The following is a 22276-nucleotide window of genomic DNA, read 5'->3' on the forward strand; positions in this document are numbered from 1 at the left end:
TGGAGCAGGCACCGCCACTTCCCCGGTTCGGGTCCGAAAACCTGCGGGACATGCTTCGGCATGGCCTGATCACCGCCGTCTTCTGCTGCCTCATTGCCATTGCGCTGACCATCACCGAAGGCGGCGGCTGGGCCGCGCACCTGGTCTATTCGCTGTCGATCGGCACGGTGAGCTGGCTGTTCATCGACTGCGGCCGGCTTCTCCTCACAGGGCGCCACGAAGTCCATTGGCCCGGCGGCCCCTGGGGCCTCCTGCTGGTGGCGGCGGGCGTGTTCGTCGGCTTTTTCGTCGGCAACCTCATCGGCGACGCGTGGGTCGGCGCGCCTGCATTCGACTTTCTCGACATCCGGGGCCACAAGCTGGCCACCGGCGTCGTCATCACCATCGTCGCCACAGTCTGCATGTGCTTCTTCTTCTACAGCCTCGGCAGGAGCAAGCACCTGCAAAGCCAGGTCGAACTGGCGCAGCGCAACGCCACCGAGGCACGGCTCAAGCTGCTCGAGACGCAGCTTGAGCCGCACATGCTCTTCAACACGCTGGCCAACCTGCGGGTGCTGATCACCGTCGACCCGCCGCGCGCCGTGGCCATGCTCGACCGGCTCAACAGCTACCTGCGCATGACGCTCAGCGGCTCTCGGGCGCTGTCGCATCCGCTGTCGGCCGAGTTCGACCGGCTGGCCGACTACCTCGAACTGATGTCCGTGCGCATGGGCGACCGCCTGCGCTACACGCTCGACTTGCCCGAGGCACTGCGCAACACGCCCGTGCCGCCGCTGCTGCTGCAGCCGCTGGTCGAGAACAGCATCCGCCACGGGCTCGAGCCCAAGGTGGAAGGCGGGGAAATCACCGTGCGCGCGCGCCAGGATGCCGGCCAGCTGGTCATCGAGGTGATCGACACCGGCGTCGGCCTCGATGGCGCGCCGCCCTCCGAAGGCAGCAGCTTCGGGCTCGAGCAAGTGCGCGAGCGGCTGGCCACTGTGTATGGCGCGCAAGGCGCCCTGCGTCTGGCGCCCACCGGTGCCGGCGGCACCTGCGCGACGCTGAATTTCCCCCTGCCTGTTTGAGATTCCAAGATGACCCCGACAGCCCTCATTGCCGAAGACGAGCCCCTGCTCGCACAAGCCCTCAAGGCCGAACTGGCCGCCGCCTGGCCCGAACTGCAGGTCGTCGCCATCGCAGGCGACGGCCGCAGCGCCGTGCGCGAGGCGCTGCGCCTGCTGCCGCAGGTGCTGTTCTTCGACATCCGCATGCCCGGCCTGGACGGCCTGGGCGCCGTCGCCGAGCTGGCCGACTGCTGGCCTGCCGACCAGGCGCCGATGCCGCAACTGGTGTTCGTCACGGCCTACGACGAATACGCCGCCCGCGCCTTCGAGGCCCAGGCCATCGACTACGTGCTCAAGCCGGTGCAGCCGGAGCGGCTGCGCAAAACGGTGGCCCGGCTGAAGCAGGCGCTGGCCGCCCGGCAGCCCGCGGCCACGCCCGCCGTGGCGGACGAAGCCCTCGAACGCACCCTCGCCCAATGGCGCCAGGTGCTGACCGCCGCGGGCGCGGGCGCCGAAGCCGTCGCGCCGCCGGCCGCACCGCTGCGCATGATTGCCGCCAGCGACGCCGGCGGCAGCACCGTGCGCATGGTGCCCATCGACGAGGTTCTGTATTTCGAAGCAGCGGACAAATACCTGCGCGTGCTGACCGCCACGCATGAATATCTGATCCGCACGCCGCTGAAGCAGCTGCTGCCCCAGCTCGATGCCGACACCTTCTGGCAGGTGCACCGGGCGGTGGTGGTACGCAGCGCAGCCATCGAGTCGGTGCACCGCGACGAGGCCGGCAAGATGCACCTCGTGCTGCGCGGGCGGGCCGAGAAGATTCCGGTCAGCCGCCTTTATGCGCACCTGTTTCGCGCCATGTGAAAAGCCGGCATACGGCGCACCCCAAAAAAACCGGCCCTCACGAGGGCCGGTTTTTCATTCAGTCACAAAAGCCGTTGCAAATTAGCGCCAGTGGCCATGACCGCGGTAGTAGCCACGACCATAGTAGCGCGGGCCGTAATAGGCCGGCGGGCCGTAGTAGACCGGGGCCGGACGGTAATACACCGGCGGCGGGTTGTAGTAGACCGGGGCCGGCGGCGCGTAGTAGACGGGTGCCGGCGGCACGTACACGGGGGCCGGAGCCGGGTAATAGCCCGGGTTGCCCACGCCGACAGCCACGCCTGGCACGCCGACGCCGATCGACCAGCTCACGTCGCTGCGAGCGCTGGCCGAGGTGGCCGCAAACAGTGCACCGGCTGCCACGACACCTGCGGCGGCCCATTTGAAGAAAGTAGAACGTGTGAGGCTCATGATGTGGACTCCTTGTTTGGGGGGCTGCGTTCGGGTCTGAACCGCCCATGTACGTATTGAACGCGGCAAATGCAAACGGGGTGCACCCTCCAATGTGAAGAGAGTTGCCAAAGGTAACGCCCAAAGGGCGCCCTCTAGAATGCCGCAATGACCTCCCCGACCGACAAAAACGGCGCCAAAACGACCGCTGCACCGAGCAATTTCCTGCGCCACGTGATCGAGAACGACCTCGCACAGGGCGCCTACGCAGGCCGCAAGTGGGGCGGATCGCCCGGCAGCGCCGCCCATCATGCCCAGGGCATGGCCGATCCGGCCAAGGTGCGCATGCGCTTCCCGCCCGAACCCAACGGCTACCTGCACATCGGCCACGCCAAGAGCATCTGGCTCAACTTCGAGCTGGCAAAGGAATACGGCGGCGTGTGCCACCTGCGCTTCGACGACACCAACCCCGAGAAGGAAGACCAGGAATACGTCGATTCCATCCGCGACGCGGTGAAGTGGCTCGGCTACGAAACCTACTTGGCCGACCGCCCCAGCGCGCCCGGCACGCTGCAGGAGCACGAGTACTTCGCGAGCAACTACTTCGACTTCATGTACGAGGCCGCCGAATACCTCATCGGAGCCGGCCTCGCCTACGTGGACGAGCAGACCGCCGACGAGGTGCGCGCGAACCGCGGCGACTTCAACACGCCCGGCACCGACAGCCCCTTCCGCACCCGCACGCCAGACGAAAACCTGGCGCGCTTCCGTGCCATGCGCGACGGCCAGGTCGCCGACGGCGCCGCCATCCTGCGCGCAAAGATCGACATGGCCAGCACCAACATCAACATGCGCGACCCCGCGCTGTACCGCGTGCGCCGTGCCCATCACCACAACACCGGCGACAAGTGGTGCATCTACCCGATGTACACCTACGCGCACCCCATCGAAGACGCGCTGGAGCAGATCACCCACAGCATCTGCACGCTCGAGTTCGAAGACCAGCGCCCCTTCTACGACTGGCTGCTCGACCGCCTCGCCGAAGGCGGCCTGATCGCCAGCCCGCATCCGCGCCAATATGAATTCGCGCGCCTCAACGTCACCCACGTGATGACCAGCAAGCGCAAGCTGCGCCAGCTGGTCGAGGAAAAATACGTCGACGGCTGGGACGACCCCCGCATGCCCACCATCGCCGGCCTGCGCCGCCGCGGCTACACGCCCGAGGCGCTGCGCCTGTTCTGCGAGCGCAGCGGCACCACCAAGTCGGGCGGCTGGATCGACTACGCCAGCCTCGAGGCTGCGCTGCGCGACTCGCTCGACCCCATCGCCCCGCGCGCCATGGCCGTGCTCGACCCGGTCAAGCTGGTCATCACCAACTGGGGCGAACTGATGGGCGGCGACGACACACTCGACGACTGCTCCGCCCCCGTGCATCCGCACCACCCCGAAATGGGCAAGCGCGAATTCAAGCTCGGCCGCGAAGTGTGGATCGAGCGCACCGACTACGAAGAAGTGCAGCCCAAGGGCTTCTTCCGCCTGTTCCCCGGCAACAAGGTGCGGCTGAAGTACGGCCACGTCATCGAATGCACCGGCGGCACCAAGGACGCCGACGGCAAGCTCGTCGAAGTGCAGGCCACGCTGGTGCCCGACACCAAGAGCGGCACGCCCGGCGCGGACGCGATCAAGGTGAAGGGCAACATCACCTGGGTGGCCGCCGCCGATGCGGTACAGGCCGAAGTGCGGCTCTACGAGCGGCTCTTCGCCGAAGCCAACCCCGGCAGCGGCGAGCTGCTGGACGAACTGAACAAGACCAGCCTGGAAGTGTGCTCGGCCTTCGTCGAGCCTTCGCTGGCCAAGGCCGAGCCGGGCGTCGGGATCCAGTTCGAGCGGCACGGCTACTTCGTGCGCGATTCGAAGGGCGGCGCCGATGGCAAGCTGGTGTTCAACCGCGCGGCGGGAATGCGGGACAGCTGGGGCAAGTAAGGCTTCCCGCGTCCCTACAAGGCGAAAGCCGGGGCCTCCAGGGCTCCGGCTTTTTCTTTTATCAGTACGCGCCCGCCCGCTTGTAGACCACGCCCAGCACCGCGCTGTTCTCATCGGTGGTGCACACGGCTGGCCGCGCTTGCGGCCCGACCTTCAGGTTGATCGTGTAGACCCCGTCGCGCGGCGTCGAACCGCTGTCCACCACGATGCTCGCCGGCGACACCCGCAGTTCACGCGCGGCGGCGGCAACGCAATTCTTGACGCTCGCATCAGGCGCCCCGCCGACGCGCAATGACGTGCTGCTGCAGGCCGCCATCAGAAAACCCGCCGCCGCCACGCAAGCGAGATGAATAAAGCTTCGCATCGTCATTTCCGGGTTCTCCTTGGTGATGAACCCATTGGAGCCACGCACTGCATCGAATGTTGCAGGACAGACCCGGGCTATCCTGTCGGCTCATGAACCTTCCGAGCCCTTCTTCCCGCCTGATCCGCTTCAACAAGCCCTATGGCGTCCTCAGCCAGTTCACGGCCGAGGGCCGCTGGCGCGGCTTGAAAGATTTCATCGACATCCCCGGCGTCTATGTGGCCGGCCGGCTCGACGCCGACAGCGAAGGCCTGCTGCTGCTCACCGACGACGGCAGGCTGCAGGCGCGCATTGCCGATCCGCGCTTCAAGATGGAAAAGATCTACTGGGTGCAGGTGGAAGGCACGCCGACCGAAGAGGCGCTCGCGGCGCTGCGCGGCGGCGTGCAGCTCAACGACGGCCCCACGCGCCCCGCAAGGGCGCGCCTGCTCGACCCGCCGCCCCAGGTGTGGGAGCGCCAGCCCCCGATCCGGGAGCGCAAGAGCATCCCCACCGCGTGGCTGGAGCTGGCGATCCGCGAAGGCCGCAACCGCCAGGTGCGGCGCATGACGGCAGCCGTAGGGCTGCCGACGCTGCGGCTGATCCGCGCCGCCATCGGGCCGCACACGCTCGAAGGGCTGGCGCCGGGCAGTTGGCTCGGCTGAACCCGCCACGCATCCAAGAACCTTCATCGAACATTTGCTCATGCCAACCAATTTCGTCTTTTCCGACCGTCCTCTCGACATGCTGAATCGCCGCTCTGCCCTGCTCGGCGGCCTCGGCCTGCTCGCGATGCCTGCTTCACAGCTCGCCAACGCCGCGTCGCCCAAAAAAGCGCAGCAACCCGCGCACGCCGATGTCTGGCCACACGCATCCCAGGTGCCGGGCGGCGTGGCCCGCCTGTCGCTCGGCCCGGCTGCAAAGCGGCCCGCAGCCTTCGCGGGCGACGTGCCCCTGCTCGTGGTGGGCGATGCCATCGAATGGACCGCGCTGGTCGGCATTCCTCTTTCTGCCGAGCCGGGCGAGGCCAGCATCACCGTGCGCCCCGAAGGCCGCGCCGAAAGGCAGATCGCCTACACCATCGCGCCCAAGCAATACCGGGAACAGCGCCTGACAGTCGCCCCGCGCACCGTCGACCTGGCCCCCGAAGACCAGGCCCGCTACGAGCGCGAACGCGAGCACCTCACCACCGTGATGGCCACGCTCACCGACATGCGCCCAGATGCAGCACTGCAGATGCGCGTGCCCGTGCCGGGCCGCCGCTCCAGCTCATTCGGCTTGCGCCGGGTGTTCAACGGGCAGTCGCGCAATCCGCATAGCGGCATGGACATCGCAGCAGGCACGGGAACGCCGGTGCTGGCGCCGCTGCCCGGCAAGGTGATCGACACGGGCGACTACTTCTTCAACGGCGGCACGGTGTGGCTGGACCACGGCGGCGGACTGCTCACGATGTACTGCCACCTGAGCCGGGTCGACGTGAAGGTCGGCGATGTGCTGAAGACCGGGGAGAAGCTGGCCGCGGTGGGCGCAACCGGGCGGGTGACCGGGCCGCACCTGCATTGGTCGGTGATGCTGAATCGGGCGATGGTGGATCCGGCGTTGTTTGTTGCGGCTTGAGGCGTTCGAGGCATCGCCGCACGGCACTACACTGCGACCATGCGCCCTTCGGAAGCCTTGTCCCTGCATCGCGCTCGCATTCGCGAGATCGCGCTGAGCCACCATGTCAGCGGAGTCCGGGTGTTCGGCTCCGTATCGCGCGGCGAGGACGGTGCAGACAGCGACCTGGATCTGCTGGTGGACCCCACCGAGCAAACCACGCTCATGGACATTGGCGCCATTCGCCACGAACTGAAGGCGCTGCTCGGGATCGAGGTGGATGTACTCACCCCTGCCGGCCTGCCTCCAAGGTTCCGTGAGCGTGTTCTGCGCGAAGCGGTGCCTCTATGAGTCGCAGCGATCCGCGGCGCGTTGCGGACTATCTGGGCCACATTCTTCAGGCCATCGACAATATCCTCGAATACACGGCCGGCTTCACGCTGGAAGGCTATCTAGGAGACCGGAAGACACAGGACGCCGTCGTCCGGAACCTGGAAGTGATCGGCGAGGCCAGCAACAACGTCGTCAAGCACCATCCGGAGTTTTCGTCGATGCACCCTGAAATTCCCTGGCGCATCGCATACGAAATGCGAAACGCGCTGTCGCATGGCTACTTCACTGTCGATCACACCATCGTCTGGCAGACAGTTCAGAACGACTTGCGGCCGCTTCGCGTGCAGATAGCCAAGTTGGCCTTGGTCGCCTAAATTGCCTTCGGCCGCGCCGTACTCCAAGCAATCAAGGCCAGCAGCACCACCTGCAAAGGCAGCCTCGCCACCAGCGCCCAATACGGCACGTTCGCGAACAAGTCCGCGCGCTGCAGCATGTAGACATTCGCGGGCGTGACCGCCAGGGTCAGCAGGAAAAGCCCGATCCCCGCAGCCCGCCGTGTCGGCCACCACAGCAACCCGGCCGCGCCCAGCAGTTCGAAGGCGCCGCTCACCCACACCGTCTCGCGCGGCCAGGGAATCCACGGCGGCACGATTTGCATCTCGGCCTCGGTCGCCACGAAATGCGCGACGCCGCCGATGGCGAACCACAGGAAGACGAACACCAGCCCCGCCACGCGCCAACGGCTCATGGCAGGCATCGTGGTCATCGAACAGCCAGCCTCACAGCGGCTTGGTCAGGTACACCGCCTCGCGCCCGACGATCGTGCGCTGCGCCGGCATGAAGATCGTGCAGTCGTCGCACAACGCGCGGATCTCTTCGTCGCCGTTGGTCGCGATCAGCTCGCCCTTGGCAAAGGTCTCGAAGCCGATCAGCGGGCGCACGAAGGCGAAGTCTTCCGACTTGATGACGTAGGTCTGCAGCAGCTGAAAGCGCCGTTGCGCCTCGGGCGGCGGCGTGGCCGGGTCCTTGTCGACGAGGCCGAAGTACGCAAGGAAGTCATAGGTGACGGCGGTCGCGAGTTCCGACGCGGAGCGCAGGAAGTGCTGGCCGCACTCGACCACCATCGCCACGCCCTTACCGTCCGGGCCGCCATGGCTGCCGTACTGGATCAGCGGCGTGCCCGAGCCCAGGCCGTCGGGCATCACCAGGTGCACCGACGGGCGACCGATGGCCAGCGCGACCTTGGCGTTGCGCTCGAACGCCGGGTACACCCAGAACGGCACCACGGGCTGGCTGGTCGAGTGGATGTCGAGGATGTGGTCGGCCGCCTCCACCACCGGGCGCAGGATGCGCGCACGGCGCAGCTCGGGGCTGTCTTCCGTGCCGTCGAGCCACTCGGGCGACCAGATGCGGTTCAGGTTGTGCACGATCTGGCGGCTGTCGAAGGGCGCCTCTTCCTTGAACGACTCGTAGGCCTCGATGTTGGCGAAGGCCACGGTGAGCGTGCCGATCTTCGGACGCACGTTGTTGTCGAGCAGGTGCGTGGCCGCGGTCATGCCGCAGATCTCGTTGCCATGCGTGAGCGCGTTGATGAGCACGTGCGGGCCAGGCTTGCCCGACTCGAAGCGGTGCACGTAGTCGATGCCGACGTTGCCCTTGCGGTAGGCGGAAAGGTCGCGGGGGAGGACTTCGAGGGCAGGGGGCGATTGGGTCATGGGGCTGTAGGGAGTGAGCGAAGCAGCCGGCAAGTTTGCTACAGATGGCCGTTTCGCGCCTCGCACGCCGCCAGGGCCCATTACCAGTTCACTTCACGCTCCGGCGTGGCCGAAATATGGTGGATCGACAGGTCCGCCCCGTCGTATTCCTCTTCCTGCGTCAGCCGCAACCCGACCGCCTTCTTCAGCGCGCCGTACACCGCCCACCCCGCCAGGCCGGCCCAGACGACGCCCATCAGCGTGCCAATGAGCTGCGCCCACACGTTCACCCCGCCCATGCCGCCCAGCGCCTGCGTGCCGAAGATACCCGCCGCGATGCCGCCCCAGGTGCCGCACAGGCCGTGCAGCGGCCACACGCCGAGCACGTCGTCGATCTTCCATTTGTTCTGCACCAGCGTGAACATCTTGACGAAGATCGCGCCCGCCACGCCGCCCACCACCAGCGCGCCCAGCGGGTGCATCAGGTCGGAGCCGGCGCAAATGGCCACGAGCCCCGCGAGCGGACCGTTGTAGACGAAACCGGGGTCGTTCTTGCCCATGGCCAGCGCCACCAGCGTGCCGCCGACCATCGCCATCAGCGAGTTGACGGCGACGAGGCCGGAGATCTTGTCGATGCTCTGCGCGCTCATCACGTTGAAGCCGAACCAGCCCACGCACAGCACCCATGCGCCCAGCGCCAAGAACGGGATGTTCGACGGCGGGTGCGCGCTCAGCGAGCCGTCGCCGCGGTAGCGGTTGCGCCGCGCGCCCAGCAGCAGCACGGCCGGCAGCGCGAGCCATCCGCCCACGGCATGGACCACCACCGAGCCCGCGAAGTCATGGAACTCGTGGCCGGTGAGCGAGGCGATCCAGCCCTGGATGCCGAAGTGCTTGTTCCAGGCGATGCCTTCGTACAGCGGATAGACGAAACCGACGATCACTGCCGTGGCGATGAGCTGCGGCCAGAACTTGGCGCGCTCGGCAATGCCGCCCGAGATGATGGCCGGAATGGCTGCGGCAAAGGTCAGCAGGAAGAAGAACTTGACCAGCTCGTAGCCGCTTCTTGCCGACAGTTCAGTAGCGCTCACGAAGAAATGCGTGCCATAGGCCACGCCGTAGCCCACCAGGAAGTACACGATGGTCGACACCGAGAAGTCGACCAGAATCTTCACCAGCGCATTGACCTGGTTCTTCTTTCGGACGGTACCGAGCTCCAGAAAGGCAAAACCGGCATGCATGGCCAACACCATGATCGCGCCGAGAAGGATGAACAGCGCGTCTGCGCCCTGTTTGAGTGCGTCCATTGAAGCTTCTTGCAGTTTTTGGTTTGATTTGGTGCAACGCACCCGAATTGCTCGGAGCGGCGCTACAAGCAAGCAAAAAAGGTGCCTGGAAGCTCTTTGATGGTGCAGTACGAACCAATAGCGGGCTTCCCAAGCCCGCTTGCGCACCGGATCAGCCCGCGCCGGCGCGCAGCGCGTCCCGGTAGCGGCGGCTGCAAGGCACCGTGGTGCCGTCGTGCATGTGCAGCCGGGCGTCGCCGCCGTCCAGCGGCTCGATTTCCTTGATGCGGCCCAGGTTCACCGCGTGGCTGCGGTGCACGCGCGCGAAGCGGTCGGGGTCGAGCTGGGTCAGGAAGTCGGTGAGCGTGGCGCGCAGCAGGTAATCGTGGCCGTTGACGTGCAGGCCCACGTAGTTGCCCTCGGCCTGCAGCCAGTCGATGTCGGTGGCGGCGATGAGGAATTCGCGGCGCAGCTTTCGCACGAGGAAGCGTTCGGGACGCGGGGGCGGCGGTGGGGGTGCTTGCGGCATGGAGGGCGCCGCCTCTGTCACGCCCTCCTCCGGCGCATCGAGCACCCGGGCCTCCCCCTGCAACCGCAGCAAGAACCGCCGGTAGACCCAGATGCCGAAGATCATGCTGGCGTACCCCCGCACGTCCTTCAGGTACTCATAGCCCCACTGGGCGGTCCAGCTGGAAAAGCCGTAGTGCTCGCCAACCATCGAATAGACCAGCGAGCGCAGCCCGAACATGCCGGCCACATGGACCACGCTGACCGCCACGCTGGCTGCCAGGTGCCAGGCCAGGAACCGGACCCAGTGCCTGCCCGCCAGCGGCGCCAGCCGGCGCTCGATGGCCACCAGCGCCGGCACCAGCAGCAACAGCATGAGGTGGCTCGACACCTCCCAGGTCACGACCTCCCAGCGGGCGTGCGGCACGGCGCGCGTGCCGACGTCGGCAATCGCGACCAGGGTGCTGAACACGGCCTGCAGCGTCATCAGCACGATCCAGAAGCCCACCTCGACATAGCGGCGGATCGGCTCGTAGCGTTCGTACAGGTTCTTGCGTGGATCGCCCATGCCCGGAATTCTCGCGAAATCGCCCCTGGGGCCGGCGGATTTCGTCCCTGGCGGCCACCGCTCGTCACAAAGCGGGGGCAATCCGTCCCTGCGGTGCGCGGCTGCAGCGCCGTGCGGCCGAACATCGCGGCCTTCCAGCTTCGAGGCCCCAAGATGCACGCCGCCAACCACACCCCGCCAGACCATCGCCGCCACGACATCGACGCGCTGCGTGCGCTGGCCTTCCTTTTCGTCATCCTCTATCACGTGGGCATGTATTACGTGGCCGGCTGGCACTGGCACCTCAAGAGCCCTCACGAGGCCGAATGGCTGCGCTGGCCGATGGCAATGCTCAACCTCTGGCGCATGGACCTGGTGTTCCTCATCTCCGGCGTGTCGCTGGGCTTCCTGAGCCGGGGCCAGGGCACCTGGGGGCTGCTGCGCAGCCGGGGCCTGCGGCTGATGCTGCCGCTGGTTTTCGGCATGGCGGTGATCGTGCCCTACCAGGCCTATGCGCAGGGTGTGGCCAACGGGATGGTGGCGCCGGGCTTCGGCGCCTTCCTGCTGCGCTACCTGTCGATGAGTGCGCCGTGGCCGAAGCAGGCCTTCGACGGCGCGGATTTCGGCATCACCTGGAACCACCTCTGGTACCTGCCCTACCTGTTCACCTACACGGCGCTGGTGGCGCTGACACTGCCGCTGTGGAAGTCCGCCGCCGGCCAGCGGGTGCGGCGCGGCTTCAACGGACTGCGCGGCTGGAAGCTGCTGTTGCTGCCGGCGGTGCCGCTGCTGCTGTGGACGATGCTGCTGGCCTCGCGCTTTCCGGCCACCCACAACCTGGTGCGTGACTTCCATCTGCACAGCATCTATTTCACGATGTTCCTCTACGGCTACTGGATGGGCGTGGACACCGGCGTCTGGAAGGAACTGGAGCGGCTGCGCCGGGTGTCCCTTGCATCGGCGCTCGCGGTGATCGCCACTTTCTTCGCGCTGCGCGCCGTCACCAGCGGGCCACCCTCGGGGCTGTCGATGGACGTGCTGCGCGTGCTCTACCTGTGGCTGACGGTCTCGGCCATCCTGGGCTACGGGCACCGGTACCTGAACCGGCCCTGGCCCTGGCTGCGCTGGGCCAACGAGTCGGTGTACCCGTGGTACGTGCTGCACCAGACGCTGATCATCGTAGGCGTGGTACTGCTGGCCCCGCTTGCTCTCGGCCCGGCGGTCGAGCCCGCGCTGCTGGTGGCTTTGACCATCTTCGGCTGCTGGGCGCTGACCGACGGGCTGATTCGCCGCGTCGACTTCCTGCGGCCGCTGTTCGGGCTGAAGCTCAGGCGGCCGGCTTCGCGGCAGCCTCTTCCACCGGAACCAGAATGGCGTTCCCCGTCGCCACGAGCTTGAGGGCATCGCCCTCGCCCTGCGCATAGAGCTCGGCCGCGGCAAACACCTGCTTGCGCCCGGCCTTCACCACCCGCCCCCGCGCCACGAAGGCGCGGCCCACGGCGGGCGAGATGCAGTTCACCGAGAAATGCGACGCCAGCACGCGGCCGGCCACGCTGGCGGCCGCGAAGCCGCTCACGGTGTCGAGCAGCGCGCCGATCAGCCCCGCATGCAGGAAGCCGGCGTACTGGCCCATGTCTTCCTCGCGAAAGTCCATGCGCAGCTCGGCTTCGCCGTTGGCGGCGCTCGTGACTTCGAAGCCGGCCCAGCGGTTGAAGGCGGCTGTCTTGTTGATGGCCTGGATGGTGTCGAGCATGGCGTGCAGGTCCTTGGAAAAGTGTTGCGGCCCACTCTACGAACCACCCCGCGCATTCGTCGTCGCGCGCGTGACCGCCCGCGCGCCGGCGGTTGCCTTGGCGACAGCGGCCGAAAATTTTCTTGCGATGCCTTAACCCCGTTCGCGAGGCCAGTCCGTAGCAGTGGGGGTCTGTCCCACTTTCTTCGAAGGCATCCCATGAAAGCATCGACCTCCGTCTTCCTTCGCGCCACCGCCGGCGCCGCCGTCCTGCTGGTGCTGAGTCTCAGCGCGCAGGGGCAAGCCGCCACGCAGCCGGCCGGCTTTTCCGGCTCGCGCATTACCCAGGTCAAGGTCTATCCCGGCAGCGCCACCATCGATCGCGTGGCGCGGGTGGCGGCCGGCAGCCGCTCGGTCACCTTCGCCTGCCTGCCCGCCGGGCTGGACGTGCAGAGCCTGCAGGTGTCGGCCGACGCATCGGTGCGCGTCGGCGAGACCTCGGTGCTCGGCGAGGCGCGCGAGCTTTCCGCGCAGTGCGCGAGCAGCGCGCTCGACGGCCGCATCCGCGAGCTGGAAGACCAGAAGGCCGCGCTGCAGGCCGAAAGCGATGCGCTCGGCATGGTCAACGGCTACCTCAAGGGCCTGGCCGGCAGCGGCGGCGACGCGCCCCAGGGCGCCCGCGCGCCGATGGATGCGCGCAACCTCGCGGCCATGACCGAGGCGATGCGCCGCACCGGACAAGATTCACTGCTCAAGCAGCACCAGATCCAGCGCCGGCAGACCGACATCGACCGCCAGCTCAACCCTCTTCTCGCCGAGCGCACCCGCACCCAAAGCAGCGGCGACCAGGTGATGGCCGTGACGGTCACCCTGGCAGCCAGCGCGGACGCCGACGTCAAACTCAGCTACCAGGTCAACGGCCCCGGCTGGACGCCCAGCTACCGCGCGCTGCTCGACAGCGGCACGGGCAAGGTCCGCATCGAACGCCAGGCGCTGGTGGCGCAGGCCACGGGCGAAGACTGGCGCGGCGTGAAGCTGGTGCTCTCCACCGGCCAGCCGCGCCGCGAAACCACGGGGCGCCTGCCTTCGGCATGGCGCATCGGCGTGGAGCCGCCACCGCCGGCGCGCCCGCGCAACTACGAGATGGCGCCGATGCCAGCCGCCGCGCCGATAGCCACGCCCCCCGAGAACGCCAAGCAGTTGCGGGAGCGCCGCGCACCGCTGTTCGACGTGAGCGCGTTCGACAGCAGCTTCGCCACCGAGTTTTCAGTGCCGCAAAGCATCGACGTGCCCTCCAACGGCCAGCGCGTGACCCTGGCGCTGGGCCAGCACGAAGACACCGCCAGGCTGGTCGCACGCACCAGCCCGCGCGTGGATGCCAGCGCCTTCCTGGTCGCCGACATGGCGCAGCCCGACGGCGTCTGGCCGGCCGGCCCGATGCTGCTGTACCGCGACGGCGCATTCGTCGGCAATGGCCGCTGGAGTCCCCCCACCGATGCCCGCCTGACGCTGTCCTTCGGGCGCGACGAGCTGGTGCGCGTGCAGGCCGAGCCCGAGCGCGACAACCAGGGCACCGGCGGCTTCGCCGGTTCGCGCGCCGAGCGCAAGGTGCAACGCGCCTATGTGGTCGAGAACCGCCACCGCACGCCAATCACGGTGGAGGTGCTGGAGGCCGCGCCGGTGTCGGTCGACGAGCAGGTGCGCGTGAGCTCGCAGTTCGCGCCCAGGCCCGACGACCTGTCGTGGAACAAGCAGCCCGGCCTGACGATGTGGCGCTTCGACCTCGACGCCGGCAAGTCCGCCCGCGTGGCGGCCGACTACACCATCGGCTACCCGAAGGACGCGCGGCTGCAGATGCGCTGAGCCTCCGGCGGGGCTGCCGGGCTGCCGGGCGGCCGGGCGGCCGGGCTACCGGGTGGCACCGGCACTTGCAACGCGTCCTCAGATCCGAGTCAGGCCGGCGTGGCATCCTCATGGACCCAACTGCTTTTCCATGGGAGAAAAAACGTGAGAAGGATTCATCGGCGAGGCGCGCTGGCCTTGTCGGCCGCGTGCGCGGCGTCCGCCCTGCTCGCCGTCTCGGGCTGCGAACGGAAAAGCGCGCCCGCCGCTGCCGCCGCGCCGCCGGAACCCGCCCTGCCGGCCACCGCCATCGGCAGCGTGGAGATCACGCAGGAAGACATCGACTGGTTCCGCCGCAGCAAGGCCGAGTGGATCGACTGCGAATCCGGCGCACCCAGCATCGTGCCGCCCGACCTGACGCTCGAGCAATTCGGCGAAGCGCTCGACGGCGCCGCGTCGCCGGCAGTCGAACGCTTCACCACCGTGGCCTCGGCCTTCTTCCTGCATGCGAGCTTTGCGCAGGGGCACTACGCCTTCCAGCCGCCCTTCGGCCAGCGCGAGGCTTTCGACGTGACCGACGAGCACATCCGCCTGCTGCAGCGCGCGAACTGGCGCACCTTCATGATCGACTGCAAGCGCCCGTATGGCGACTTCACCCATTTCGAGATCGACATGGCCGACATCCTCGGCATGCCGCTGAAGAAAGACGCCAAGGGCCGCGCGCAGATCGGCAAGGACGCCGAGCAGCGCATGGACGCGCTGCATGCCGACATGCTCTATGCGCTGCAGGCGTACATCCGCTTCGCGCGGCTCAACCCGGGGCGCTACGTGGTGCCGGGGCTCAGCCTCACGCGCTTCGTGAGCCGGCCGTTGTGCCGGCCGGTATCGGCCACGCGCGTCGCGCTCTACCAGCGCGCGCTGAAGGCGGCCGGGCCGCACCCGGATTCGCGCCGCACGGTGGCGCTCAACGAGGCAGCCGCGGCGTTGTTCGCGCTGGACTGACTCAGGCTTCCTGCCCCGGCGCGGTCTCGGGCTTCGGCTTGCCCTTTTGCTTGCGCGCGGCCTTCTTCGCGGCCCGCTCGGCGTCGCGGCGCTGCCCCTCGGCCAGCCACTCGGCAAACTCTTCCGGCGTTTCGAGCGTGATGCGTCCGAGGTTGCCGGCGCGGAACTCGTGCATGACGATTTCCGCCGCCTTCTGCAGGTTGACGCGCCCCTTGCCCAGCAGCGCGCCGCGCTTGCGGCCGATGGTGTCGAGCAGCGCCTCGTCCTTCATTTCGGCCATGGTGGCGGCGTCGAGCTCCACCAGCTTGAAGCGCGCGGCCACGCCGGCGCCGTAGTGCACCTTGAGGTAGTTGAGCAGCTCGAGCGCCACTTCTTCCTCGTCGAAGGCGTTGCGCCCCACGGCACCGCTGGCGGCCAGGTTGTAGCCGCTCTTGGGCACGATGATGCGCGGCCACAGCATGCCGGGCGTGTCCCACAGGTAGAAGTCGTCGGCCAGCGTGATGCGCTGTTCGAGCTTGGTGATGCCGGCCTCGTCGCCGGTCTTGGCCTTGCGCCCGCCGGTCAGCGTGTTGATGAGGGTCGACTTGCCCACGTTGGGAATGCCGCAGATCAGCACGCGCATCGGCTTGGCCATGCCGCCGCGGTTGGGCGAGAGCTGGTGGCAGGCCTTCACCAGTTGCTGCGCGGGCGTGGTCTGGCTCGCGTCCAGGCCGATGGCGCGGGTGTCGGGCAACGCGTTGTAGTGCGCGAGCCAGTGCACGGTGCGCTCGGGGTCGGCCAGGTCCTGTTTGTTGAGCACCTTGAGACTGGGCCGGCCGGCCGTGAGCTCCGCCAGCATGGGGTTGGCGCTGGAGCCGGGCAGGCGTGCATCGAGCAGTTCTATGACCACGTCGATGTCTTTCACCCGTTCGGTGATGGCCTTCTGGGTCGCATACATGTGACCGGGGAACCACTGGATCGCCATCGGTAGGCTCTTTCTTTTCGCGCTGACTGGAATTCGGGGAAACGGACCGGCCTTCGGGCCGGGGTGCGAATTGTGAACCGGGAACCTGAACGGTAGCTGCGTGCTACGTTTTCGATAGCTACGCACGGCCATTCTGCCTAGAATTTCCCCGCTGCAAACCGCAGCCATTCCAACAAGACTCCGAGGGAAATCCATGCTCAACCGCCTTGCGGCCGCCACCTTGCTGGCAGCCACCGCCCTGACCGCGACCGTCGTCCATGCGCAGCGCCCGTCGCCGCCGCCCGGCCCGATGATCAACGGCTACCTGTGCTGCAACATGCGCACGTACGGCGAGTCGATCAGCGACATCAACTACGACGAGCAGGGCACGAGCATCGTCGCCGTGGGCACCCCGGCGCGCATCACGGCCTACGACTTCCGCTGGTTCAGCCTCGACCTGGGCGGCAAGCCGCAGCGCATCAAAAACGACTACAGCCGCAACATCACGTTGCCGGAGTTTGCACAGCGCTATGTCGTCACCCAGGATCCGAAGCAGAAGATGGCCGCCTTCGCGCCCGCCGTGCGCGAGGCCATCCTGGCGGCCAAGGTGATGCCCGGCATGACGCGCGAACAGGTGCTGATGGCCATCGGCTATCCGGTGGCCAGCGAGAACCCCAGCCTCGACGCACCGGTGTGGCGCTACTGGCGAGACAGCTGGTCGGAGTTCCAGGTGCAGTTCGACGACAAGGGCCTGGTGAAGACCGTGGTGGGCGACCCCGTGGCCCTGAGCCGCGTGCTCGCCGCCGCGCCGGCACAGCCTTGAGTTTTCGCGGATTGCGCGTGCATTGCACACACGCGCAATCCCCTAGAGGGTTTTGCGCCGCCTGAGGCACGTCCGCCCCTATCATTTGAGCGAGCGCGGCGCATGAGCGTCGGTCGAATCGAAAACTTTTTTATGGAGTTACCGCGATGAAACCCGTCTCCGAACTGCTCAAGCGCCACGATTCCGCGGCCTGGCGCACCTCTCCCCACGCCACGGTGTTCGACGCGCTGGCCACCCTCGCGCGCTTCGAGGTGGGCGCGCTGATGGTGATGGAGGGCGAGAAGCTGGTCGGCTTTCTTTCCGAGCGCGACTACACCCGCAAGGTGGCGCTGCAGGGCAAGAACTCGAAGGAAGTGCGCGTCAGCGAGATCATGACGCCCGACGTGATGACCGTCACCCCGCAGACCCGCACGCGCGCCTGCATGACGCTCATGAGCCAGCGCAAGTTCCGCCACCTGCCGGTGGTCGATGGCGACAAGGTGGTCGGCATGATCTCGATCCAGGACCTGATGGACGACATCATCTCGGACCACGAGGCCACCATCGAGCAGCTGACCACGTACATCCAGAGCTGAGAAACCGCCGCATTGCGGACCCTGCCCGGCGCGTGGGTAGGGAATAGACCTACGCACGGTGTGGCGCATCCGGGCGCACAGTGGGCTTTCGTTCAACCATCCAGCAGGGACATTGCATGCAGATTCAGGTCAACACGAGCAACGGCATCACCAACAAGGACGCGCTGGAGCGTTGGGCCGACACCGAGATCAAGCAACACCTGAGCCGTTTCGTCGACGACGTGACCCGCGTCGAGGTACACCTGAGCGACGAGAACCACGACAAGACCGGCGGCGCCGACAAGTGCTGCGTGATGGAGGCGCGCCTCGCGCACCACCAGCCGCTGGCGGTGAAGCAGCACGCGGCCACCCTCGACGAGGCCTTCCGCGGCGCGGCCGACAAGCTCAAGCGGCTGCTCGACAGCACCCTGGGCCGTCTTCACAACCACCGGGACCGGGGCTCGATCCGCACCGACCCCACGTTCATCGCGGAGTAGCCGGCGCGGCGGCGGCTTTGCGCCTGCGTGCGCGAGGCCCCGCAGCTGTTGCCGGGCCGGGTGAATCGGCCGAGACCGGCGGTGGGCGGCGGCCGCTGGACATCCACTCGTCGTAGAAGCCGATCTTGCGCTCGACCAGGGTCAGCGCCTTCTTCCATTCGGCGATGGTGCCGGTAACGCGTTCACGGTGCGCTGCGAGCATGTCGCGCCGCTGGCGCAGCGTGACCTTGCCCTGCACTGCCAGCGCCGTGTACTCGCGCATCTCGGCAATCGACATGCCGGTGCGGCGCAGCCGTTCCATCAGGTCGAGCCAGCCGACGTGCGGCTCGCCGTATAGGCGCCGCCCGCCCTCGTCGCGCGCCACGCCGGGCACGAGCCCCTGTGTCTCGTACCAGCGTATGGCGTGCACCGTGCGGCCGGTGCGGGCCGCCAGCTCGCCGATATGGAAGGGCGCGCCCCTGCTCTCAGCCGGCATGGGCTGCGACGGAAGGCGGCTGCAGCGCCTCCTGCACGAGCGCTGTGTCGAAGTATTCGGTCAGCTCTTTCACCTTGCCTCCTTCGAGTCGGTAGACGTAGCAATAGCGGTTGTTGTAGCGCTTGCCAGCCTTGGTGGGCACGTCGCCGCTGAACAGCACCACCACGCGGTCGCCCTCGGCGATGACTCGCTCGGTACTGCTGCGGTAGGGCGCCGCGAACTGCGCGAAGAGCGGGTTCAACAGCTCCTCGCGGATCGCCTTCTTGCCCTGGTAGGTGCGCGACCACGCGGTGCTGCCTTCGAGTTTCCAGCTCGCATCGTCGTCGAGGCTGTCGACGAAGGCTTGGCCGTTGCCCTTGTCCAGTTCGTCATGGATGTGCTGGACGAGGGCCTTGTTGTCGATCGTGTTCATGGCTTGATTTCCTTTGGTTGAATGAATGAACCGAGCGCCAGGGGACGCCGGTGAATTCATTGGAAATGCTCGAGTGCACTCAAGGTCAAGCGCGCCATGAACGAACGACAAGTGGTACGTTCAGCCCCGCTTCGCGCTGGCCATGCCCTTGGCCACTTCGTTGGAGCCCTGCGCCGCGCCGCTCTGCGGCACGATCTCGCCTTCGCGCTCCGTCACCTCCGACAGGCGCGCGGCCAGTTGTTCGGGCGTGTCGGCCTCGATGCCCAGCCAGGCGCCTTGCGTCAGCGTGATGTGCGCCGCCTCGAAGGTGCCGGCGCCGGCACAGAGGATGGTGCGGTTCGGCGCGTCCTGCGCGGCCAGCACCAGCATGGCGGGCACCACGGCCTCGGGGCGGAAGGCCTCGAGCATTTCCTTGGGAAACAGGTCCTCGGTCATGCGGGTGGCGGCGGTGGGGGCCAGGCAGTTGACGCGGATGTCGTTCTTCGCACCTTCGATGCTCAGGGTCTGCATCAGGCCCACCAGCGCCAGCTTGGCGGCGCCGTAGTTGCTCTGGCCGAAGTTGCCGTACAGGCCCGAAGAAGACGTGGTCATCACGATGCGGCCGTACTTCTGCTCGTTCATGAGCGCCCAGACGGCCTTGGTGCAGTTCACGGCGCCCATCAGGTGCACGTCGACCACCAGCTTGAAGTCGGCCAGTTCCATCTTCGCGAAGCTCTTGTCGCGCAGGATGCCGGCGTTGTTGACGAGGATGTCGACGCGGCCCCAGGCGTCGACCGCTTCCTTGACCATGGCCTGCACCGCCTCGAAGTCGGTCACGGAGGCGCCGTTGGCAATGGCTTCGCCGCCGGCCGCCTTGATCTCATCGACCACCGCCTGCGCGGCGCTCACCGAACCGCCGGAGCCGTCACGCGCGCCGCCCAGGTCGTTCACCACCACCTTGGCGCCGCGCGCGGCCAGCGCCAGCGCATGCTGGCGGCCCAGCCCGCCGCCCGCGCCGGTCACGATGGCCACGCGGCCCTTGAAGTCGATGCTGCTGTTGCTGCTGCTCATGTCTCGTTGTCGCTTTCCTAGGGAGTTGCTTGCCGTTGTTCGTTGCCGCCCGGAAGGCGGCAGCGTGGCGTTTTACCCCAGAAAGGCGCCGGCGCGCAGTCCTGCGCGCGTCAGCCGTGGGAAGCCCGCACCTGCTCGCAGTACGCCACCAGCTGGTCGAGCTCGGCCGACTTGTCGAAGAAGGCATCTGCGCCCAGTTGCTCCGAACGCTGGCGCATGTCGGTGGTGGCGTAGTTGCTGAGCACCACCACCTTCTGGTGCGGCGCGCGGTTGCGGCAGGCCTGGATCACGCCGAGGCCGTTGCCGCGCTTCAGGAACAGGTCGACGATGGTCAGGTCCCATTCGTCGCTGTGCAGGCGCAGCCAGGTCACGGCCTCGTCCTCGGTACTGGCGGAGGCCACGACCTCGGCATCGGCCACGTCCTGCAGGAAACCGACGAGGTTGTCGCGGATCACGGGGCTGTCTTCGACGAGGTAGGCCCTGAAACTCATGGCGACAACCCCGGCTCGGCGGCTGGCCGGCAAGTATTGGAGGACGAAGGTGGTCGATGCATGGACCACATCCTCGCCACCCGGGCGCCGCTCACGGTGAGCCATGCGGGCCAATGCCTGTAGGCCATCGGCCAGCACGCCTGTCGGCATGCGAGGCGCGGGGCCCGCCCAGGTGCCCGCGTCGGGCTAGGCCGCCAGCGCCGCCACGCGGCCGCGCGTCATGCCCAGCCGCGCGGGCGACACATACTGCTCGCGATAGATCTCGAAGGGCATCGTGTCGGCCGCCTCGATGCGCTTCTGCTCCTGGATCGACTCGGCCGTCATCCGCTCGAAGGCGGCCTGCTGCTCGGCCGAGAACGGCAGCGCCAGCAGCGCGGCGCGGGTCTGCTCCGACTGCGCGCGCACGAAGCCGACGAAGGAATTGCCGTGCTGCTGCTCGATGGCCGCCAGCACGCGGGCCGAAGGCAGGCTGTCGGGGTCCTGCAGCGCGGCCAGCGCGGCACGCACCGCATCGACATGCTGCGTGCCGCCGCCATGCGCCGCGTCCAGCGCAGCGGCAATCGGCAGGCACTGCTCGGCCAGCTCCACGCCCCAGTCGGCCAGCGAAACTTCGCTGCCGCCGCGCAACAAGCGCAGGCCCGGCTCGCGGCCGCGCGCGGCGGTGAGGTGCTGGTTGCGCGCGAGGTCGGCGATTTCCTGCGGGGTGTCGTCAGGGCTGTCGCTCAGCAGGCAGTGCAGCAGGAACACGTCGATGAAGCGCATGGTCTGCGCGTTGATGCCGACGGTCTCGAAGGGGTCGAGGTCCATCAGGCGCACCTCGACGTATTCCACGCCACGCTCGCGCAACGCATGCAGCGGGCGCTCGCCGGGGTTGATGACGCGCTTGGGGCGGATGGTGCCGTAGAACTCGTTCTCGATCTGCAGCAGGCTGGTGGCGAGCTGGTTGTAGTCGCCGCCGAGGTTGCGGATGCCGATGGCCTCGTAGGCCGGCCACGGGCGCGTGAGCGCGTCCTGCAGCGAGGCACCGTAGCCCTCCAGGCTGTTGTAGCTCACCGCCAGCGAGGCCTGCGCGTCGCTCTGGTAGCCCAGCCGGCCCATGCGCAGCGAGGTGCCGTGCGGCATGAACATACTGCCGTCGCCCAGCGGCTGCAGCTCGTGCGGGCGGCCCGCCACGAAGCTAGAACACAGCGCCGGCGACGCGCCGAACAGGTACAGCAGCAGGAAGGCGTGGCGGCGGAAATTGCGGATCAGCGCGAAGTACTGTTCGCTGGACACCTCGGGCAGCGACCAGTTGTAGTGAATGCCCGAGATGGTCTGCATGCGCCGGCCATAGCGGTGGCTCAGGCCCATGCGGTAGACGCTCTTGGCGCGGCCCACGTTCGACGAGCCATAGCGGCCGATCGGAATGGTTTCGTCGGTGGGCAGGCCGCAGGGCATGCTCGACACCCAGAGGCGCTCGTCGCCCAGCGTGTCGAGCACCCGGTAGGTGAACTGGTGCACCCGCGTGAGCTCTTCCAGCGCCGACTCGACGCCGCCGTGCACGCCCGTGATGAGTTCGAGCTGCGATTCGCTGAAGTCGGTCGTGATGTGCGGATGCGTGAGCGCCGAACCCAGCGCCAGCGGATGCGGCGTGAGCGCGAGCTTGCCGTCCGGCAACGCCCGCAGGCTTTCCTTCTCGATTCCGCGTCGCATGCCTTTCAGTCGTGTCGCTGAAAGAGCACCCAACCTCTCCTGCAATCTGTTGCTCATATTGTTATGACCCATCAATCTTCTGAGGGGCTGGAAGGTAGCACGGGCGCGCGCACGTTGCTTGCGCAGGGAATCCCGCATTCGGCTAGCCTGCCGGGCGCT

Annotated in this window: 26 protein-coding genes; 13 read left to right on the forward strand and 13 right to left on the reverse strand. The window is 67.5% G+C overall.

The features are described from left to right. Positions 1-50 precede the first annotated feature (50 nt). Complete coding sequence (locus ACQY8B_RS15050) at positions 51-1064, forward strand: sensor histidine kinase (RefSeq protein WP_422087437.1); 1014 nt, start codon at positions 51-53, stop codon at positions 1062-1064. A 9-nt stretch (positions 1065-1073) separates the two neighbouring features. After that, the gene (locus ACQY8B_RS15055) at positions 1074-1910 is read left to right on the forward strand and encodes a LytR/AlgR family response regulator transcription factor (RefSeq protein ID WP_422087438.1); all 837 of its coding nucleotides are present in this window, start codon (positions 1074-1076) and stop codon (positions 1908-1910) included. An 81-nt stretch (positions 1911-1991) separates the two neighbouring features. Here ACQY8B_RS15055 and ACQY8B_RS15060 read toward each other — a convergent pair whose 3' ends face one another. After that, positions 1992-2339, reverse strand: coding sequence for a hypothetical protein (locus ACQY8B_RS15060; RefSeq protein ID WP_081271540.1), 348 nt, complete (start codon positions 2337-2339; stop codon positions 1992-1994). Positions 2340-2486: 147 nt separating this feature from the next. On the opposite strand from ACQY8B_RS15060, the gene ACQY8B_RS15065 reads away from it, so the two are divergent. After that, positions 2487-4301 (forward strand): glutamine--tRNA ligase/YqeY domain fusion protein, encoded by a 1815-nt coding sequence (locus ACQY8B_RS15065; protein ID WP_422087439.1) that lies wholly within the window; start codon positions 2487-2489, stop codon positions 4299-4301. Positions 4302-4362: 61 nt separating this feature from the next. Here the strand turns inward: ACQY8B_RS15065 and ACQY8B_RS15070 are convergent, their stop codons facing one another. Next, positions 4363-4671, reverse strand: coding sequence for a hypothetical protein (locus ACQY8B_RS15070; RefSeq protein WP_422087440.1), 309 nt, complete (start codon positions 4669-4671; stop codon positions 4363-4365). 86 nt (positions 4672-4757) lie between these two features. On the opposite strand from ACQY8B_RS15070, the gene ACQY8B_RS15075 reads away from it, so the two are divergent. Genes ACQY8B_RS15075 through ACQY8B_RS15090 form a run of 4 tightly spaced genes read left to right on the forward strand, consistent with a single transcriptional unit; the run spans position 4758 to position 6947 of the window. Then, positions 4758-5309, forward strand: coding sequence for a pseudouridine synthase (locus ACQY8B_RS15075; RefSeq protein WP_422087441.1), 552 nt, complete (start codon positions 4758-4760; stop codon positions 5307-5309). A gap of 40 nt (positions 5310-5349) precedes the next feature. Beyond that, positions 5350-6261, forward strand: coding sequence for a peptidoglycan DD-metalloendopeptidase family protein (locus ACQY8B_RS15080; protein WP_422087442.1), 912 nt, complete (start codon positions 5350-5352; stop codon positions 6259-6261). A 39-nt stretch (positions 6262-6300) separates the two neighbouring features. Continuing rightward, on the forward strand, positions 6301-6591 hold the full coding sequence (locus ACQY8B_RS15085; RefSeq protein WP_422087443.1) for a nucleotidyltransferase family protein: 291 nt from the start codon (positions 6301-6303) through the stop codon (positions 6589-6591). Beyond that, positions 6588-6947: a DUF86 domain-containing protein gene (locus ACQY8B_RS15090; RefSeq protein WP_422087444.1), complete on the forward strand. Its 360-nt coding sequence runs from the start codon at positions 6588-6590 to the stop codon at positions 6945-6947. Before ACQY8B_RS15085 ends, ACQY8B_RS15090 begins: the two co-directional genes overlap by 4 nt. On the opposite strand, the gene ACQY8B_RS15095 is transcribed toward ACQY8B_RS15090, so the two are convergent. From ACQY8B_RS15095 to ACQY8B_RS15110, 4 genes are all read right to left on the reverse strand, one after another. Then, positions 6944-7339 (reverse strand): hypothetical protein, encoded by a 396-nt coding sequence (locus tag ACQY8B_RS15095; protein WP_422087445.1) that lies wholly within the window; start codon positions 7337-7339, stop codon positions 6944-6946. The two genes, ACQY8B_RS15090 and ACQY8B_RS15095, sit on opposite strands and share 4 nt — an antisense overlap. Before the next feature lie 13 nt (positions 7340-7352). After that, positions 7353-8288, reverse strand: coding sequence for a succinylglutamate desuccinylase (locus ACQY8B_RS15100; RefSeq protein WP_422087446.1), 936 nt, complete (start codon positions 8286-8288; stop codon positions 7353-7355). 80 nt (positions 8289-8368) lie between these two features. Then, positions 8369-9571: an ammonium transporter gene (locus ACQY8B_RS15105; protein WP_106935068.1), complete on the reverse strand. Its 1203-nt coding sequence runs from the start codon at positions 9569-9571 to the stop codon at positions 8369-8371. A gap of 151 nt (positions 9572-9722) precedes the next feature. Further along, positions 9723-10625: a LytTR family DNA-binding domain-containing protein gene (locus ACQY8B_RS15110; protein WP_422087447.1), complete on the reverse strand. Its 903-nt coding sequence runs from the start codon at positions 10623-10625 to the stop codon at positions 9723-9725. Between the two features lie 153 nt (positions 10626-10778). Between ACQY8B_RS15110 and ACQY8B_RS15115 the strand changes: the two genes are divergently transcribed. After that, positions 10779-12002, forward strand: a complete 1224-nt coding sequence (locus tag ACQY8B_RS15115; RefSeq protein WP_422087448.1) for an acyltransferase family protein — start codon at positions 10779-10781, stop codon at positions 12000-12002. Here the strand turns inward: ACQY8B_RS15115 and ACQY8B_RS15120 are convergent. Further along, positions 11932-12357 carry a PaaI family thioesterase gene (locus ACQY8B_RS15120; RefSeq protein ID WP_422087449.1) on the reverse strand — a complete coding sequence of 142 codons (426 nt, stop codon included), beginning with the start codon at positions 12355-12357 and terminating at the stop codon, positions 11932-11934. The genes ACQY8B_RS15115 and ACQY8B_RS15120 overlap by 71 nt on opposite strands. A gap of 198 nt (positions 12358-12555) precedes the next feature. On the opposite strand from ACQY8B_RS15120, the gene ACQY8B_RS15125 reads away from it, so the two are divergent. Continuing rightward, positions 12556-14199 carry a DUF4139 domain-containing protein gene (locus ACQY8B_RS15125; protein WP_422087450.1) on the forward strand — a complete coding sequence of 548 codons (1644 nt, stop codon included), beginning with the start codon at positions 12556-12558 and terminating at the stop codon, positions 14197-14199. A gap of 144 nt (positions 14200-14343) precedes the next feature. Beyond that, the gene (locus ACQY8B_RS15130) at positions 14344-15180 is read left to right on the forward strand and encodes a hypothetical protein (protein ID WP_422087451.1); all 837 of its coding nucleotides are present in this window, start codon (positions 14344-14346) and stop codon (positions 15178-15180) included. Between the two features lies 1 nt (position 15181). On the opposite strand, the gene ylqF is transcribed toward ACQY8B_RS15130, so the two are convergent. After that, complete coding sequence (ylqF, locus tag ACQY8B_RS15135) at positions 15182-16144, reverse strand: ribosome biogenesis GTPase YlqF (RefSeq protein WP_422087452.1); 963 nt, start codon at positions 16142-16144, stop codon at positions 15182-15184. 193 nt (positions 16145-16337) lie between these two features. Here ylqF and bamE point away from each other — a divergent pair, with 193 nt between their 5' ends. The 3 genes from bamE to ACQY8B_RS15150 all read left to right on the forward strand — a co-directional run bounded on the left by bamE (position 16338) and on the right by ACQY8B_RS15150 (position 17997). Continuing rightward, positions 16338-16946, forward strand: a complete 609-nt coding sequence (gene bamE, locus ACQY8B_RS15140) for an outer membrane protein assembly factor BamE domain-containing protein (protein WP_422087453.1) — start codon at positions 16338-16340, stop codon at positions 16944-16946. 146 nt (positions 16947-17092) lie between these two features. Next, complete coding sequence (locus ACQY8B_RS15145) at positions 17093-17521, forward strand: CBS domain-containing protein (protein ID WP_422087454.1); 429 nt, start codon at positions 17093-17095, stop codon at positions 17519-17521. A gap of 116 nt (positions 17522-17637) precedes the next feature. Then, complete coding sequence (locus tag ACQY8B_RS15150) at positions 17638-17997, forward strand: HPF/RaiA family ribosome-associated protein (RefSeq protein WP_422087455.1); 360 nt, start codon at positions 17638-17640, stop codon at positions 17995-17997. On the opposite strand, the gene ACQY8B_RS15155 is transcribed toward ACQY8B_RS15150, so the two are convergent. The 5 genes from ACQY8B_RS15155 to gshA all read right to left on the reverse strand — a co-directional run bounded on the left by ACQY8B_RS15155 (position 17984) and on the right by gshA (position 22174). Continuing rightward, on the reverse strand, positions 17984-18472 hold the full coding sequence (locus ACQY8B_RS15155) for a MerR family transcriptional regulator (RefSeq protein ID WP_422087456.1): 489 nt from the start codon (positions 18470-18472) through the stop codon (positions 17984-17986). The two genes, ACQY8B_RS15150 and ACQY8B_RS15155, sit on opposite strands and share 14 nt — an antisense overlap. Further along, positions 18462-18884: a nuclear transport factor 2 family protein gene (locus ACQY8B_RS15160; RefSeq protein ID WP_422087457.1), complete on the reverse strand. Its 423-nt coding sequence runs from the start codon at positions 18882-18884 to the stop codon at positions 18462-18464. Before ACQY8B_RS15160 ends, ACQY8B_RS15155 begins: the two co-directional genes overlap by 11 nt. Before the next feature lie 120 nt (positions 18885-19004). Then, the gene (locus ACQY8B_RS15165; protein ID WP_081271525.1) at positions 19005-19934 is read right to left on the reverse strand and encodes an SDR family NAD(P)-dependent oxidoreductase; all 930 of its coding nucleotides are present in this window, start codon (positions 19932-19934) and stop codon (positions 19005-19007) included. A 110-nt stretch (positions 19935-20044) separates the two neighbouring features. Then, the gene (locus ACQY8B_RS15170; protein ID WP_422087458.1) at positions 20045-20425 is read right to left on the reverse strand and encodes a response regulator; all 381 of its coding nucleotides are present in this window, start codon (positions 20423-20425) and stop codon (positions 20045-20047) included. Between the two features lie 186 nt (positions 20426-20611). Continuing rightward, positions 20612-22174, reverse strand: a complete 1563-nt coding sequence (gene gshA, locus ACQY8B_RS15175; protein ID WP_422087459.1) for a glutamate--cysteine ligase — start codon at positions 22172-22174, stop codon at positions 20612-20614. Positions 22175-22276 lie beyond the last annotated feature (102 nt).

The organism is Variovorax sp., assembly GCF_965279555.1.
Taxonomy (GTDB): domain Bacteria; phylum Pseudomonadota; class Gammaproteobacteria; order Burkholderiales; family Burkholderiaceae_C; genus Variovorax.

Excerpts from the sequence above, each read along its gene's own strand:
- bamE (WP_422087453.1), top strand. The coding sequence starts at position 16,338 with ATGCTCAACCGCCTTGCGGCCGCCACCTTGCTGGCAGCCACCGCCCTG.
- ACQY8B_RS15070 (WP_422087440.1), bottom strand. The coding sequence starts at position 4,671 with ATGACGATGCGAAGCTTTATTCATCTCGCTTGCGTGGCGGCGGCGGGT.
- ACQY8B_RS15100 (WP_422087446.1), bottom strand. The coding sequence starts at position 8,288 with ATGACCCAATCGCCCCCTGCCCTCGAAGTCCTCCCCCGCGACCTTTCC.
- ACQY8B_RS15085 (WP_422087443.1), top strand. The coding sequence starts at position 6,301 with ATGCGCCCTTCGGAAGCCTTGTCCCTGCATCGCGCTCGCATTCGCGAG.
- ACQY8B_RS15125 (WP_422087450.1), top strand. The coding sequence starts at position 12,556 with ATGAAAGCATCGACCTCCGTCTTCCTTCGCGCCACCGCCGGCGCCGCC.
- gshA (WP_422087459.1), bottom strand. The coding sequence starts at position 22,174 with ATGAGCAACAGATTGCAGGAGAGGTTGGGTGCTCTTTCAGCGACACGA.
- ACQY8B_RS15055 (WP_422087438.1), top strand. The coding sequence starts at position 1,074 with ATGACCCCGACAGCCCTCATTGCCGAAGACGAGCCCCTGCTCGCACAA.
- ACQY8B_RS15110 (WP_422087447.1), bottom strand. The coding sequence starts at position 10,625 with ATGGGCGATCCACGCAAGAACCTGTACGAACGCTACGAGCCGATCCGC.
- ACQY8B_RS15155 (WP_422087456.1), bottom strand. The coding sequence starts at position 18,472 with ATGCCGGCTGAGAGCAGGGGCGCGCCCTTCCATATCGGCGAGCTGGCG.
- ACQY8B_RS15145 (WP_422087454.1), top strand. The coding sequence starts at position 17,093 with ATGAAACCCGTCTCCGAACTGCTCAAGCGCCACGATTCCGCGGCCTGG.
- ACQY8B_RS15060 (WP_081271540.1), bottom strand. The coding sequence starts at position 2,339 with ATGAGCCTCACACGTTCTACTTTCTTCAAATGGGCCGCCGCAGGTGTC.
- ACQY8B_RS15120 (WP_422087449.1), bottom strand. The coding sequence starts at position 12,357 with ATGCTCGACACCATCCAGGCCATCAACAAGACAGCCGCCTTCAACCGC.
- ACQY8B_RS15115 (WP_422087448.1), top strand. The coding sequence starts at position 10,779 with ATGCACGCCGCCAACCACACCCCGCCAGACCATCGCCGCCACGACATC.
- ACQY8B_RS15105 (WP_106935068.1), bottom strand. The coding sequence starts at position 9,571 with ATGGACGCACTCAAACAGGGCGCAGACGCGCTGTTCATCCTTCTCGGC.
- ACQY8B_RS15165 (WP_081271525.1), bottom strand. The coding sequence starts at position 19,934 with ATGAGCAGCAGCAACAGCAGCATCGACTTCAAGGGCCGCGTGGCCATC.
- ACQY8B_RS15065 (WP_422087439.1), top strand. The coding sequence starts at position 2,487 with ATGACCTCCCCGACCGACAAAAACGGCGCCAAAACGACCGCTGCACCG.
- ACQY8B_RS15090 (WP_422087444.1), top strand. The coding sequence starts at position 6,588 with ATGAGTCGCAGCGATCCGCGGCGCGTTGCGGACTATCTGGGCCACATT.
- ACQY8B_RS15150 (WP_422087455.1), top strand. The coding sequence starts at position 17,638 with ATGCAGATTCAGGTCAACACGAGCAACGGCATCACCAACAAGGACGCG.
- ACQY8B_RS15080 (WP_422087442.1), top strand. The coding sequence starts at position 5,350 with ATGCCAACCAATTTCGTCTTTTCCGACCGTCCTCTCGACATGCTGAAT.
- ACQY8B_RS15095 (WP_422087445.1), bottom strand. The coding sequence starts at position 7,339 with ATGACCACGATGCCTGCCATGAGCCGTTGGCGCGTGGCGGGGCTGGTG.
- ACQY8B_RS15050 (WP_422087437.1), top strand. The coding sequence starts at position 51 with ATGCTTCGGCATGGCCTGATCACCGCCGTCTTCTGCTGCCTCATTGCC.
- ACQY8B_RS15075 (WP_422087441.1), top strand. The coding sequence starts at position 4,758 with ATGAACCTTCCGAGCCCTTCTTCCCGCCTGATCCGCTTCAACAAGCCC.
- ACQY8B_RS15170 (WP_422087458.1), bottom strand. The coding sequence starts at position 20,425 with ATGAGTTTCAGGGCCTACCTCGTCGAAGACAGCCCCGTGATCCGCGAC.
- ylqF (WP_422087452.1), bottom strand. The coding sequence starts at position 16,144 with ATGGCGATCCAGTGGTTCCCCGGTCACATGTATGCGACCCAGAAGGCC.
- ACQY8B_RS15160 (WP_422087457.1), bottom strand. The coding sequence starts at position 18,884 with ATGAACACGATCGACAACAAGGCCCTCGTCCAGCACATCCATGACGAA.